This window comes from Hoeflea sp., from assembly GCF_039975035.1.
In the GTDB taxonomy this organism is placed as follows: domain Bacteria; phylum Pseudomonadota; class Alphaproteobacteria; order Rhizobiales; family Rhizobiaceae; genus Hoeflea.
Map to the genome: position 1 here is coordinate 1 of NZ_JBDWHW010000120.1, position 14,438 is coordinate 14,438.

The 14,438-nt window shown below is 58.0% G+C and carries 14 protein-coding genes; 3 read left to right on the forward strand and 11 right to left on the reverse strand.

Going from position 1 to position 14,438, the window contains the following annotated elements:
* The 11 genes from ABJN75_RS10200 to ABJN75_RS10250 form a co-directional block, all read right to left on the reverse strand.
* The coding region (locus ABJN75_RS10200) for an FAD-dependent oxidoreductase (RefSeq protein ID WP_348439331.1) at positions 1-328 on the reverse strand (328 nt) is incomplete at its 3' end.
* Positions 329-350: 22 nt separating this feature from the next.
* Positions 351-1,841 carry an aldehyde dehydrogenase family protein gene (locus tag ABJN75_RS10205; RefSeq protein WP_348439333.1) on the reverse strand — a complete coding sequence of 497 codons (1,491 nt, stop codon included), beginning with the start codon at positions 1,839-1,841 and terminating at the stop codon, positions 351-353.
* Positions 1,842-1,871: 30 nt separating this feature from the next.
* Complete coding sequence (locus ABJN75_RS10210) at positions 1,872-3,377, reverse strand: aldehyde dehydrogenase family protein (RefSeq protein ID WP_348439335.1); 1,506 nt, start codon at positions 3,375-3,377, stop codon at positions 1,872-1,874.
* On the reverse strand, positions 3,370-4,425 hold the full coding sequence (locus tag ABJN75_RS10215; protein ID WP_348439337.1) for a phosphotransferase: 1,056 nt from the start codon (positions 4,423-4,425) through the stop codon (positions 3,370-3,372). The genes ABJN75_RS10210 and ABJN75_RS10215 overlap by 8 nt, the downstream gene beginning before the upstream one ends.
* Complete coding sequence (locus ABJN75_RS10220; protein WP_348439339.1) at positions 4,422-4,769, reverse strand: cupin domain-containing protein; 348 nt, start codon at positions 4,767-4,769, stop codon at positions 4,422-4,424. Before ABJN75_RS10220 ends, ABJN75_RS10215 begins: the two co-directional genes overlap by 4 nt.
* A 13-nt stretch (positions 4,770-4,782) precedes the next feature.
* Positions 4,783-5,145: a cupin domain-containing protein gene (locus ABJN75_RS10225; RefSeq protein WP_348439341.1), complete on the reverse strand. Its 363-nt coding sequence runs from the start codon at positions 5,143-5,145 to the stop codon at positions 4,783-4,785.
* Entirely contained in the window at positions 5,142-6,428 is a 1,287-nt protein-coding gene (locus tag ABJN75_RS10230) for a glycosyltransferase (RefSeq protein WP_348439343.1), read from the reverse strand. The genes ABJN75_RS10225 and ABJN75_RS10230 overlap by 4 nt, the downstream gene beginning before the upstream one ends.
* 59 nt (positions 6,429-6,487) lie before the next feature.
* The gene (locus ABJN75_RS10235; protein ID WP_348439345.1) at positions 6,488-7,555 is read right to left on the reverse strand and encodes an ABC transporter ATP-binding protein; all 1,068 of its coding nucleotides are present in this window, start codon (positions 7,553-7,555) and stop codon (positions 6,488-6,490) included.
* Positions 7,552-8,343: an ABC transporter permease gene (locus ABJN75_RS10240; protein ID WP_348439347.1), complete on the reverse strand. Its 792-nt coding sequence runs from the start codon at positions 8,341-8,343 to the stop codon at positions 7,552-7,554. The genes ABJN75_RS10235 and ABJN75_RS10240 overlap by 4 nt, the downstream gene beginning before the upstream one ends.
* On the reverse strand, positions 8,336-9,199 hold the full coding sequence (locus ABJN75_RS10245; RefSeq protein ID WP_348439349.1) for an ABC transporter permease: 864 nt from the start codon (positions 9,197-9,199) through the stop codon (positions 8,336-8,338). Before ABJN75_RS10245 ends, ABJN75_RS10240 begins: the two co-directional genes overlap by 8 nt.
* Before the next feature lie 103 nt (positions 9,200-9,302).
* Positions 9,303-10,352, reverse strand: coding sequence for a spermidine/putrescine ABC transporter substrate-binding protein (locus ABJN75_RS10250; protein ID WP_348439351.1), 1,050 nt, complete (start codon positions 10,350-10,352; stop codon positions 9,303-9,305).
* Positions 10,353-10,629: 277 nt separating this feature from the next.
* On the opposite strand from ABJN75_RS10250, the gene ABJN75_RS10255 reads away from it, so the two are divergent.
* From ABJN75_RS10255 to ABJN75_RS10265, 3 genes are all read left to right on the forward strand, one after another.
* On the forward strand, positions 10,630-11,481 hold the full coding sequence (locus ABJN75_RS10255; RefSeq protein ID WP_348439353.1) for a GntR family transcriptional regulator: 852 nt from the start codon (positions 10,630-10,632) through the stop codon (positions 11,479-11,481).
* Entirely contained in the window at positions 11,478-12,773 is a 1,296-nt protein-coding gene (locus ABJN75_RS10260) for a glycosyltransferase (protein ID WP_348439355.1), read from the forward strand. The genes ABJN75_RS10255 and ABJN75_RS10260 overlap by 4 nt, the downstream gene beginning before the upstream one ends.
* Before the next feature lie 628 nt (positions 12,774-13,401).
* Complete coding sequence (locus tag ABJN75_RS10265; protein WP_348439357.1) at positions 13,402-14,310, forward strand: cyclase family protein; 909 nt, start codon at positions 13,402-13,404, stop codon at positions 14,308-14,310.
* The last annotated feature ends 128 nt before the right edge of the window (positions 14,311-14,438 follow it).

The window sequence follows — 14,438 nt, forward strand, 5'->3', positions numbered from 1 at the left end:
CGGCTCCAAACCGGACCAGGGTTTCCGCTTCGCTGGGCCAGCGCGCCAGTGCATTGGAAACGCCATGTGAAATGCTCGGCGCACAAAATCCGCCATTCCGCCCGCTGGCAGCCCCGCCGCAGCGCTTGGCTTCCAGCACCACAATGCGTGCATCGCGATAGCGTTCACGCGCCTTGAGCGCGCACCAGAGCCCGGTGAATCCGCCACCGATGATGGCAAGATCGCAAACGCCATCCTCGCTCAGCGGTGGTTGCGCCGCACCGGGTGCAACGGTGCTCCACCAATACGGATCGGTTGAGGCGCCAGCAAGACGTTGCTTGATGTTCATGCAAGCACTCTTTGAATAGTGCTCATTGGGGATCGTCTCCGCCAAGGTACCAGCCCCAGTCGCAACCATGATCAAAGCGGGTGATCTGCTTTGTTTCCAGATAGGCGTCATAGCCAGCCTGCCCCAGTTCACGCCCGATTCCGGAGCTTTTGAAGCCGCCCCAGGGCGCCTGGGTGAAGGTGGGCTGCGAACAGTTCACCCAGATGATTCCGGCCCGCAATTTCGCCGCAACACGGTCGCACCGCTCCAAATCATCCGACATCACTGCGCCCGCCAGTCCATACGGACTGTCATTGGCCAGGCTTATGGCCTCTGCTTCGGTATCAAACGGGTTAACGCAAACCACGGGGCCAAAAATCTCCTCACGCCAGATTTCCGCATCCAGCGGCACATCGGCAAACACGGTGGGCTGGATGTAATAGCCCTTGGCAAAGCCATCCGGTCGTCTGCCGCCGGTGATCAGCTTCGCACCGCTTGTTCTGGCGCGTTCCAGAAAGCCCATGATTTTGTCATACTGGCTCCTGGCAACGACCGGCCCAAGCTTGACGCCATCCTGATCTCCCGGACCGATGGTGATGGCTTCCGCCGCCTGTTTGAGACGCTCGAGCAAACGGGGATAGAGCGCGCGCTGGACCAGGATTCGAGACGTGGCCGAGCAGACTTCGCCCTTGTTCCAGAAGATGCCAAAGAGAATCCATTCGACAGCCTTTTCCAGATCACAATCGTTGAAAATGATGAACGGTGATTTTCCGCCCAGTTCGAGCGAGACGGTGCGAATTCCGCCCGACGCAGCCTGCATGACCTTGCGTCCTGTCGGCACCGAGCCGGTAAAGGCAAGCTTGTCGACCAGCGGGTGTTCGGACAGTGGCGCACCGGCATCCGGCCCAAATCCGGTGACAAGATTGAACACGCCCGGCGGCACACCGGCCGCATCAATGATGCGCGCCAGTTCGACGCAGGACATCGAGCAAAGCTCGGAAGGCTTGAGAACAATTGTGCATCCGGCGGCAAGGGCTGGCGCCACTTTCCACACCGCCATCAACATGGGGAAATTCCACGGCGTGATCGCGCCGACGACACCAGCGGGTTCCCGCCGGATCCGGCTTTCGAAACGTTCATCACCGACATCAAGCCGGGTATCACCCCTGGCTTCGGCGGCTTCGGCCAGATCGGCGTAATAATCGAAACAGAAGGCGGCATCTTCGATATCCCAGACGGCCTCCGGCAGCGGCTTGCCATTGTCCCGGGTCTCAAGCGCGGCGATATCGTCGACACGGACCTTGATACCCTGAGCGATTTTTCTCAGAACGGCGGCCCTGCCCGATCCACCGAGGCCGGACCAGACACCGCTGTCGAATGCACGGCGAGCAGCACGAACCGCGCGATCGATATCCTCGGCCTGTCCCGCCGCCACTTCGGCAAAGGCAGTTTCGGTCGCGGGATTAATCGCCGGGAAATGCCCGCCAGCCGCAGCCGGTACAAAAGCACCGTCGATGTAGAGCTCAGTTTTCATGAAAATACCTCTCGTCGCGTATCCGGTCTGTCAAACGTGCTTGCGCCCGCCTGCTTCCAGGAACCAGTCGTCGGGATAGGGGTACCACCAGTCATGGCGAACCGGTTTGTGGTCCATGATCACCATCTTGGACCGGCGAAAGGCGTCGAGACCCTGACGGCCCAGCTCGCGGCCCAGACCAGACGCCTTCCAGCCGCCAAAGGGCAGGGCGTCATTGTCGATCATCGGGTTGTTGACCCAGACCATCCCGGCCTCGAGCCGTTCCGCAGCCTCATGCGCCTCTTCCAGATTGGTCGTGAAGATGGACGCGCCAAGACCGAACGGACTGTCGTTGGCCATGGCGATTGCCGTGTCGAAATCCGGCACGCGCACGATGGACACGACCGGGCCAAAGACCTCGGTCCTGAGGATCTCCATCTCCGGCGTGCAGCCGGTGAGAATGGTGGGTTCGAAGAACCAGCCCTTTTCCAGCCCCTGCGGCATGCCGCCGCCAATCTCGATTTTCGCTCCCTTGGCGACAGCGTCGGCAACCAGCCGCTCAATTTTCTGCAGCGCAGCCTGGCTTACCAGCGGACCGATTTCGGATTTGTCGAGACCATTGCCGATCCGCAATTGCCTGGTTTCGGCCACGAAGGCTTCGACGAATTCATCGTGAATGCTGTCAACGACATACAGTCGCTCGGTTGATGTGCAGACCTGACCGGACATGTGAAAGGCCCCGGTCACTGCACCGGCCGCGGCAATGGCGATCGGCGCGTGTGCCGTGATGATCATCGGATCAGACCCGCCAGCCTCGATGACCGCCGGTTTCATCTTGCGCGCGGCTGCCGCTGCCACCGCCTGTCCTGCCCCGACCGACCCGGTGAAGGCAATTGCGTGTGTCTTGTCACTGTCCACCAGCGCCACTCCGACGGCAGCACCTCCTGGCAGGCATGCCACAAGATCGTCTGGCAGCGTGTCAAACACCTTCATGAATTCCAGTGTCGACAATGTTGTGGCTTCGGCGGGTTTGATCACGCACCCATTTCCCGCAGCCAGCGATGCGGCAACCGTCCAGCACATCAACAGGATCGGGAAATTGAACGGCATGATATGCGCTGAAACGCCATAGGGTTCATAGCGCGCATACTGCAAGGAGCCTGCTTGCGTGGTGCCCGCCACCTTGCCCGCCTCGTCACGCGCCATTTCTGCGTAATACCGGAAGATCGAAGCGCAATTGGCCACTTCGCCAATGGCTTCCGGATAGGGCTTGCCCATTTCCCGCGACATCAGGATCGCGCAGGTGGTCACGTCGTTTGCTTCGATCCGGTTGGCCAGGCGATGCAGTGTTTGCGCCCGTGTCTTGGCGTCGATCTTTTTCCATAGGGCTTGCGCTGTATTGACCCGGGTCAGCACCAGCTCGATTTCGGAAGACGTCACATCGCCCCGCTTGCCAACCTCTTCCAGCGTTGCCGGATCGATCACAGCATGGGCGGCACCAGTGCTCGGCACAAAGTGCGGCGCCAGAAAGTAACGAGGTGTGGCCGTTTCAGACATGGATCATTCCTTCATTTTCTTGTGACGGCGGCCCGAGAGCCTTGCCTTTCGCGGCCCAACCGGGCAGCTGCGTGTTCAGAAAATCCTTGATTTCGACAAGACCGGCATCAGAAAGCGCGCTCTCAAGCTGCCGCAACACACGAGGCAGAAATGCGAGATACTGGGTCTTGCGGTCGCGCTTGGCGAGCCGCACAAACACGCCGGCGATGCGCGCATGACGCTGTGCGCCCAGCAAGGCATAGCGCTGCCGGATGGCGGCTGGGCCACCCAGTCGAGCCGGCGCATTGGCGACGTATCGGCCAAGCAAAGCCGCTTCGAGACCGGGAGCCAGGTCCCGGCGCGCATCCTGCAGAAGCGAGACGAGATCATATTCACACGGCCCGAGAATGCCGTCCTGAAAATCAAGCAGCCCACAGCGCGCCACGTCCGTCCGCTCAGGCAGATACATCAGATTGTCGACATGGAAGTCACGCAGCACCAGCGTCTGGGCGCAATCTTGCAGAGGAGCCAGGGCCTCGGCCCAAAGCGTGCGGAATGTCTCCTGAAACACCGACCGGTCAAGGGACGGACTGACTGCCGGCGCGAACCATTGCGAAAAGATGTCGAGTTCCGCGAGATATGTCGCCATGTCATATTCGGGGCATGCAACTTCAGCGCCATGGACATCGTGATGCAGATGCAGGAGCGCATCGACCGCAAGCCCATAAAGGTCTGCCTCGCTTGTGCCTTCAGACAGGCATTTCGAATAAGTGTCTGCTCCAAAATCCTCGACCAGTCCAAGACCGGTTGACGGGTCGGCACCATGAACGCGCGGAGCCGACAGTCCGAGGCTCAGGAGATGGCGTGACAGCCGGACATAGGCAGCAAATCCCACCAGATCCTCACGATCTTCCATCAGCAAAAGCCCTTTGTCCGGCAAGCGGAAATACCGTCGCGCCGACGCATCACCAGCCAGAGGTTCAAGATGGGCATTTGCCAACCCATGCCGCGCCAGAAAGGCGGCAATGGGTGGCGCCGGTCTGACTGCGCTGTGTGCTGCAGACGTCATCGGATCATGTAGACCTTCTTGACGGTCTCGTGGACGGTGCAGATGCCCTTCCAGTCCTGCGGAAAGAACGCCGCCGTGTCGGGCGTGATCTCGATCACCTCACCGCTTTCATGGACATAGGTACAGCGCCCTTCGAGAAAGTGGCAGAACTCATCCTTGGTGACGTGGCACTCCCATTTGCCGGGTGTGCAGATCCAAAGACCGCATTCCGATTGTCCCTCAGGGCCCTTGTACAGAACCTTGCCGGAGGTGTGGCTTTCGCCCTCAACCATCGTCGGAATGATGCCCCAGTCGACCGTATCGGTCACGTCCAGCGGCTTGTGCATTACAGGGGTGGGGGTCATCTGAAATTCCAGTTCAACTCAGAATGTAAATGTTGCGGATGGTTTCGGTGATCTCGGCTTCGCCTTCCCATCCGGCTTGAAACAGCACGCAGGTGCCCGGAGACACTTCGAGCACCTCATCGCTCCCGTCACGCCGGTAGGTGGCGTGGCCGGAGACGAAATGACAAAATTCGTCGCGTGGAACCGAAAGTCGCCAGCGCCCGGGCGTGCACACCCAAATTCCCGTCTCCGGCGAATTGTTCGGCCCCTTGAAGAGCAGCCGCCCGGTGGAATGGGATTGACCGTCAATTATGTCCGGCTGGGCGCCCCAGTCGACCAAATCGTCATAGACGCCAGCCCCATGAATGTGCGGAGCAGAAGATGAAAGATCGGTCATGCGGCCTTCTCCGCCAGAGCGACGAGGAGCCTGGCTGCCTTTTCCTGTCCGTTCTGCGATTGCATGTGGGCTGATGTCGCCTTGAGACGCTGGGCCATGGCCTCATCAGTCAGGCAGGCTTCGATCTTTTCGATCAGTTCCTCGTCGGTCCAGTCGTAGCGCTCGGAGCGGAACCCATGCCCGGTTTCCTGAACGCGCATCGCATTGTCATGACCGTCCCAGACATAGGACATGATGATTGCCGGCTTGCCGAAATAGAGGCATTCGGTGAAGGAGTTGTTGCCGCCATGATGGATCACGGCATCAACCTGTGGGATCACGGAAGGCTGCGGATACCAACTCTCGATGATCACATTGTCCGGAATATCGGTGTACTCGCCTTTATAGTCACCGACATTGACCAACGCCCGATACCGGGTTTTGCCAATCAGCGTGATCAGGCGCTTGAGGAGATCGGTATCGCCGGCGCCAAGCGAGCCAAACGAAACATAAAGCAACGGACCATCATTGTTTTTTCTGAATGTGGGAACCTCATAAGGTTCGTCCTGCCTGACACAGCCTTCCAGGTATTGGAACTGTGCAGGGTCGAGCGGCTTGGCGCGCTTATAGGTTACTGGCTCCGGGTAAAGCAGCAGGTTGAGATAAGGCGAAGCTTCAAAGAACTCGCCGAGCTTGTAAGGCTCCTCCCCGGTCGATTTGAGGAATTCATTGTAATCATCGTGGATCGGCTTGATCACCTCATGAAATTTTGCCCGAAAGGCGGCATGGCCTTCGGTATCGTTTTCCGACATGCCGGAAAGATGCGGTGGAATGGCATCATCCTCGATCTCGTTTTCAGAGCAGGAGATGATCCGCACCCAGGGCGCGCCATTTTGCTTGATGGCCGGAAACAGGATCACATTGTCAACCGAGATCACGTCGGGTTTTATTTCGGCGAGAATGGCGGGAAGGTCCTTCTCGGCCCATTTAGCACTGTCGACGATCGCCTCCCAGCATTCCTTGACGTAATTGTCGAGCTGATCGATCGGCGCCTTGCGGAAGTTGGGAATATGGCCGTTGATGAAGTCTTCCCAGAACTTTGCCATCTGCTCGGCAGGCATCGGCGCGGACAGGTTCACGGGATGGGCTTCAAAGCCATAGCCCTTGTAAACGTCAACAAACCCGGGATCTGACAGGAAAACCGCCTTGTGGCCCATGCGTTCAACGGCTTGCGCGATACCGACGGAATTCAAGGCCGGCCCATAGGCCGCTTCCGGGAAAAAAGCGAAAATCTTCTGTGTCATCTTCCATCCTCTTTGAGTTTCGTTTGGTGTTTCCGGACAATGGTTTTCAAACCCGGGCCTCAGACGGCGAAGACCCGCGTGTCGCGGGCCGACCAGCCGGCGGTAATCGTGTCACCGATGCAAAGCGCGTGGCCTTCTGCCGCGTCCGCCGTCAGCCGCAACATCACCGGCTGGGGAGAGAGCGGCGTATCCAGATGCACCTGCAGATCAAGCCCGTGATAAGCCATCGCGCGGACAATCCCGGTCAGGCTGTTTTCCGTTTCGCCTGCGCCCAAATGCAGACGTTCGGGGCGCACTGCAGCCATCACCTCGTCACCCGACCCGATGCACTCCGGAATACGTGCCTTGAACGCCGAGGTGCCGTCGGTCGATTTGAGCACGCCATCCTGCACTTTGGCCGGAAAGAAATTCATCACGCCAATGAAGTCGGCTGCAAAACGCGTCTGCGGGTATTCGTAGATTTCGAGCGGCGTGCCGTGCTGCAGCAGCTTGCCCTCCTTGAGGATGGCAATCCGGTCCGCCATCACCAGCGCTTCTTCCTGATCATGGGTGACAACAATGAAGGTGATGCCGAACTGATCCTGGATTCGTTTCAGCTCAAGCTGCATCTCGCCGCGCAGCTTCTTGTCGAGCGCGCCCAGGGGTTCATCAAGCAGCAACAGACGTGGGCGCTTGACCAGCGACCGTGCGAGCGCAACCCGTTGGCGCTGGCCGCCTGAAAGCTGTTCCGGTTTGCGGCCCGCCAGGTGCGGCAGTTGAACCATCTCCATCATTTCATTGACGCGGGATTTGATTTCCGGCTTTGGCAACTTTTCCATTTCCAGTCCGTAAGCGATGTTCTGCGCCACCGTCATATGCGGAAACAGAGCGTAAGACTGGAACATCAGATTGATCGGGCGATGGTTGGGAGGTATGTGGGATATGTCCTTTCCATCGAGCAGAATGCTACCGACTGTAGGCGTTTCAAACCCGGCCAACATACGCAATAGCGTAGTCTTGCCGCTGCCCGATGGGCCAAGCAGCGCGAAAAATTCATTCTCCTGAATATCAAGCGAAATGCCGTCCACGGCATGATATTTGTTGAAGTGCTTTTCGACATTGCGAATGGTGAGAAGAGCGCTGGTCATTGGCCTGGAAGCCCTCCGCGATTGACGCGCTGCGAAACAGCTAGGATGACGACCGAGACGGTCATCACGATTGTTGAAAGTGCATTGATTTCAGGGGTGACGCCAAAGCGGATCATCGAGAAGATCTGCATCGGCAACGTGATTGATGCGCGCCCGGCGCCTGCGGTGAAAAAGGCGATGATGAATTCGTCAACCGACAGTGTGAAAGCCAGCAGCGAGCCGGCGACAACAGCAGGCATCAACACCGGAACCACAATCCGCCTCAAGGTGACAAGAATGGGAGCGCCAAGATCGCTCGAGGCTTCGACAATCGACCAGTCAAACCCTTTCAGCCTGGCGCGGACCACCGAGCAGACGAAGGCCAGATTGAAGACCACATGGCTCACGATAATGGTGTGAAGGCCCATGGTGACGTCAAGCAGAGAGAAGAAACTCAACAGCGCAATGGCGAGCACAATGTCGGGGATGATCATCGGCGCGAAGATCATGGTTTCGAGAAAGCGGCCCTTGCGGCGCCGGATTTCAACGCCGATGGCCAGAAGTGTGCCCAATATGGCCGCGAGTATGGTGGAAATGACCGCAACAATCAGCGTGTTGAACGCGGCATGGATGATGTCCTTGTCCTGAAACAGCAAATAGTACCATTTCACCGAAAACCCGGACCAGGCCGTCGGCATGCCGCCCTCATTGAACGACAGGGCGAACAGAACCGAGATCGGCAGATAGAGAAAGGCGAAAACGGCAGCCAGGATCATCAGCATAAGGGAAAGCGGCGCACGATTACCCATTGCCTTGTTCCCCTTCACGTCCACCGGAAGCGCGTTCTGTTGCAAACGTCTGAAGCGTGAGCAGGCCCATCATGACCGCAATCAAGGCCATGGAAAGTGCGGCTCCGAATGGCCAGTCATTGGCCGTGAGGAATTGGGCGTAGACCAGGTTTCCGATCATCTGGAACTGACCGCCGCCAAGCAGGGCGGGCGTCACGAAATTGCCGATGGACAGCACGAAGACGAAAACAAACCCGGTGGCGATTCCCGGAACCGTCATGGGCAGGGTGATGCGGCGAAACGTGGTCCAGCCGCTTGCGCCCAAATCGCGCGAAGCTTCACCGATTTCGGTGTTCAGGCGGGCGAGAGGGGCATAACAGGCGAGAATGACAAAGGGCAGATAGTTGTAGACCAGCCCGACGATCACGGCCGCTTCCGTGTACAGAAGGCTGGGCAATTCCTGCTCGTATCCAAGTGCCCGCGCCACGGCCACAACCAGGCCTTCGCGGTTCAGCAGCACAATCCATGCGTAGGTACGCACCAGATAGTTCGACCAGAACGGAAGAATTGCAAGAAACAGAAGCAGCGGCTGGCGCTGTTTGGGCATGGATGCGATGGCATAGGCCGCGGCGTATCCAACCACAGTGGCTATGAGTGCGGATTGTCCGGCAATGATCGCCGATTTGATAAAGATCCCGGCATAGAGCGGATCAAAAACCAGCGCGATATTCTCCAGTGTAAAGACGTATTCGATGCCGCCATATATGCCGCGCCGGAAGAACGCCAGGGCAAGGATCAGCAGACATGGAATGACCATGAAACCGGTCAGCCACAGCAGGGCTGGCGTCATCAGATAGAGCGGTTTGCGGTCTGCCATGGATGAACTCGCAAGTCTTTCACGCCGGTGTTAAGCAATTTGAGGCACTGCTGGGAGACCACCCCGGCGCAATGCGTGCCGGGGTGGTTTCAGATGGAGACTGTCAGTCGGCAGCCTTGATTTCCGACACGATGCGGGAATAGGCGCGCTGGGCCTCGCCGAGATCACGGAGCTGCTCGTAGGCCAGCAGTTCGTCCGGGCTCATGCCCAGGTTCGGATACTGTTCGACAAGAGCCGGATCCAGGCCATCCATGGCCGCCTTGTTGGGAACCTTGTAGAGAATGTTCTCTGCGGCCCAGCGGTGGTTGGCGGCGTCAAGAATGTAGTTCACGAATGCATAGGCCGCATCCTTGTGTTCGGAATTCTTGAGGATCACCATCGTGTCGACCCAGAGGTCGGACCCTTCTTTCGGGACGATGTATTTGATATCGGCATTCTCGCCGATGCCGTAGTTGCACCAGCCGTCCCAGGCCTGCACCAATTCGGCTTCGCCAGTTACCAACTTGGAATAGAAAGTTGTGTCATCATAGGCCAGCAGGGTGTTTTTAGCCTTGATCAGGAGATCGCGAACCTCTTCAAGCTTGGCCTGATCGGTCTCGTTGACCGAATAGCCAAGCGCCAATTCACCGGCAGCCATCAGCCAGCGGTCCGTGGCCAGCATTGTGGTCTTGCCAGTGAGCGCTTCAGACGGCTCAAGAAGGTCCATCCAGCTGTCGGGTGTCTCGCCGACAAGGTCGCTGCGATAGCACAGCCCTGTGGTTCCCCAGGCATAGGGCAAGGAAAACGTGTTGCCCGGATCATATTTCAGCTGCGTGGCATCCGTGAACAGGTTGCCGATATTGGGAATCTTCGCATGATCGAGCGTTTCGGCCAGGCCAAGATTGTTGAGGATTTCGGCGAAGGGAGAAGAGACGAAGACCACATCGTAGCCCTTGCCCTTGGAGGCAATCAGCTTGCCCATGATTTCTTCGTTGGTTGCATGCAACACGAGTTCAGCCGAGTTCCCGGTCGCAGAATTGAACTTCTCGATCGCATCGGGCGCCATATAGCCGTCCCAGTTGGATACGACGAGATCTTCAGCTTGTGCGGTGACAGCGAAAGCTGCAAGCCCGGCGCCCAGCGTGACACCGATTAAGTTCGTCAGTCGGGTCATGGTGATCCTCCATTTGATCCCTTGGATAGCCGTCGCCTGTTTTGGCGTTGGCGAAATTTTGTGAGACAGCTCTTGTTGGCTGATGTGCCGCATAGTACGAATAGCTGCAAAAATACGTCAAATATGTATTTGATGTATTTTCCACAGATCCTGACCGGGAGTGCCATCGAAAGCTCCCTCAACCTCCGGGATTGCCATGGCCGACACGAGACGAAACGCACGCCAGAACCACCTTGCTCTTGCCCAGCAGGTTATCAGTATCATGCTGGAACGGGCCATGAAGGCGGGCGATCATTTGCCTGAAAAACTGTTCTCGGATAGCTGCGGTGTATCAAGAACGCCCATTCGTGCAGCGTTCCGGGTGCTCGAAGAGAATAATATTCTCTATCGCCGCGAAGAAGAGGGCTATTTTCTGGCGATTTCGGAATCGGATGAATTGCTGCGGGCGGCCCAGACTCTGGAAGGGATGGGGCAAACCCTCGCCGACCGGATTCTGTCGGATCGCGCCGAGCGCCGGATTGGTGACGTGCAATCAGTCAGCGCGCTCGCACGAAAGTACAATGCGTCACGGCATTCTGTACTTTTTGCACTAAAAATACTGTCTCAGGATGGTGTTGCCACCCAATTGCCCGGTCGCTCCTGGGCATTTCAACCCATGCTGGATTCTCCAAAGGCCATGGATGAAAGCCTTGCCTTCCGCTTGATCCTGGAACCACAAGCCATTCTGGCTCCCGGTTTTGCGGTCGATAGCAAGAAAGCCGGTATTCTCAGAGGCCGGATGGAGGACTTCCTCAGCATAAGGGAAGGGCGCATCACCGCAGCGGGTTTCACGCGCCTTGATACGGAGTTCCATTGCTTCATAGCCGAATGTTCGGCCAACCGCTTTGCCCGCGGCACGCTTCTGGCACACCATCGGTTGCGCCGTGCGACCCAAAAAGATACCTCCGTGCCTGACTTTCGGCTTCGCCAATCGCTCGAAGAGCATCTTGGCATTCTCGACAGTCTTGAACAAAACCAGTTCGACATCGCGGCCGACCAGATGGTGTTGCATCTGCGGCGTTCGCGAACCCGAAGACCCGAGGCCGCAAACCGTGGCATTCCTCCACTGATCAGAAGGCCTCGTGCATGAGTGTTTCTCCCATCATCGCCCTGTTCCCTGAGGCGAGCTTCGGTGCCGCGCTCAACTGTGTGGGCATAGCTCAGGAACTTCAGCGGCTGGGCGCCACTCCGGTCTTCATATGCCACCCGGGCTTCACCGGGGTTTTCGCCGAATACGGGTTCAAGGAGTACCATCTCTACGAAGCCACGCCCAGCAGCGCCCATGAAGCCGAGGATTACTGGCAAAGCTTTATCAGCAACCAGCTTTCTCATTTCGATCTGGATCCTGAAGCGCAACTGCCGACTTATGTCGGCCCGACATGGGAGGCTATTGTCGACACCGTCGAAGCTGCAGAAGTTGGGCTCGAGGCTCTTCTGAGCCGGATCAAGCCGGATGCCATCCTTCTCGACAACGTCATCATGTTTCCCGCCATCATGAGGGCCGGTTGCCCGTGGGTGCGTGTTGTCTCTTGCGCAGAGACAGAGTTGCCGGATGCAAATGTGCCTCCCTATCTCTCAGGCCTGGACCCAAACGACAAATTGGCCTGCAGGCGATTTGAAAAATCCTACCTGAAGGCCACGGACTCAGCGCATCGCCGGTACAACGCATTCCGCAAGGCACGCGGACTTGGCCCCCTGCCAGCGGCTAACTTTCTGGAAACCTCGGAGCATCTCAATCTCATCCTCGCACCAACAGCGGTGCGTTATGATCGCCGTATTCCGCTGACCGAACCGGAATTTGTTTTCCTGGAGGGTTGCGTGCGTAGCGAAACACGGTTTGATTCACCGCACTTTCCAGTCGAGGACGGTCCGCTCATCTATATGAGCTTCGGCAGTCTTGGCGCCATCGATACGCATCTGATCGAGCGGATGATCGATGTCTTTGCCAAACTTCCGGCGCGGTTCCTGATCAATGTCGGCGGTTTCCTGGAAGCCTATGAACGGGTGCCGGACAATGTTTTCCTGGGAAGCTGGTTTCCCCAGCCCTCCGTTGTGGCGCAATCCGCGCTGTTCATCCATCATGGCGGCAACAACAGCTATTGCGAAGCGCTGTACCACGGGGTGCCATCGCTGATCATGCCCTACTGCTGGGATGGACATGACAACGCACAGCGCGCGCAAGCCACCGGCACGGGCTTGAACATGCACCGCTCCAACTGGACCGGCGCGGAACTGGAAACGGCTGTCTTGTCCCTGTTGCAGGATGTCGAGATGCAAGCCCGCCTCACGGACATTTCAGAGGCCATGAAAGCGGCTTCCGGCACCAGCCGCGCCGCGAAGGCAGTTCTGGATGTTGTCCAATCAACCGCAGGGGCGAACTGACTGGACCCGGCCGTGCGTTCCGCGAGTTGGACAGTGGTGAAGGTCGGCTTTGCAGAATTTCCGACAACCGGGTCGGGTCAGCAGACGATGGCGACTTGCCTCACTTTTCGACGAGACTAGCCGATGAAACGAGCGTCTCAAACCTGCGAAACATTGATCTCAGGCGCCGTCACATCAGTGTCCGCATTCAGGAAAAGGCAAAGCTAGGCTCGGTGGCCGAGGTGAGGGCGCATTGCTGCCCGGCTCGTTTGAGGCCAAAGAACGCACTGGGGGGGCACGGTCACGGTTTCTCAATCCGGCCTCGGGCGAGGGCCTCGGGTCGGCGGCCAAAACGTTCATTGCCTGTTGCCGGAGCGGAAAGCCGGTTGCAGCGCCGGGTCGGCCGCGTTTCGCCAAAGCAACCCGTTCGCCGCGCATGATGTGACCAAAGGGTGTCGTTGACGACCAGGCAAAGCGGATTTGTCGGTGCACCACCTGCCAAGGCTGTCCGGGCCAGACAGCGTCCGGACCAACCTCGTTTCCGTTTGCTGCAAAAGCGCTATGTGTTGTCCCGTGAAACGGTCATCACAGGTTGACGCTTGACGTCGACGTGACGTATTCATGGCTTTTTTTATATGGGAGAATTTCCTTGGACGTCCCTTCGGAACTGAAAGAATGGCCCGGACATATCGGCAACTGGGGACGGTGGCCGAATGACCGTGGTACACTCAATCTTATTACTCAGGATGTGACAGCGCGGGGTGTTGCGTCATCAAAAACCGGACAGGTGATCTCGTGCGCGCGCGAAACTCTTGAAGAAGACCCGATTTATGGCTGGCCCGGCGTCAAGAACGAGATGACCTTCGTCGGGATGCCTTATCCGTCGGGCAATCTTCAAACCGCGCTCGATGCCGTCACAATTCATCCCCATGGAATGTTCAACACCCATATCGATGCCTTCGCGCATGTCGGCTACAAGGGCTACACATTCAACGGCCGTCGCTTCGATGATGTCGTCGATCAGGAAAACGGTGCAAAGCTTCAGGATTCGCGTGACCTGCTTGGTATTGTAACCAGAGGAGTCTTTGTCGACGTCGCTCGGGCACGTGGCGTGAAGGGGCTGGAACCGGGTGATTTCGTGCGTCCGGAGGAGATCGAGGCGGCAGTTGCTCTCACTCAACCCGGCGACGCCCTGATCATCCGCACGGGCGTGTCGCAGATTCCCGGCATTCCTCCCAAAGAGGGAGAAGAGCGCCATGGAAAGATTGGTGGCCTGCATTACGAATGCGTCAATCTGCTTGGCCGTTCGGGTGTTTCCGTTCTTGCCTCCGACTCGCCCAGCGATGTGTTTCCCAGTCCGATCGCGGAGATTTGCGAATCGCCAGTGCACCGGTTGTCACTGGTCTTCTGGGGCATTCCCCTGGTTCACAATATGGACCTTGAAGCGCTGGGCGAGGCCTGCGCCGCACAGAACCGCAACGACTTTCTGTTTGTCGTGAGCGCGCTCAACATCCCCAAGACGACAGGCTGCCTGTGCACGCCGGTGGCTGTGCTTTGATCGCATTCGTGATGTGATTGCCAAATTGTGCGTGCCTAGTGTCACCGGCGGAGCAAGGCCAGTTGACGGCAGCCAGTCCCGCTTCGGGCGGCGGCAAGGTGAGCCTTTGCGATCGAAAACCGGCGGTG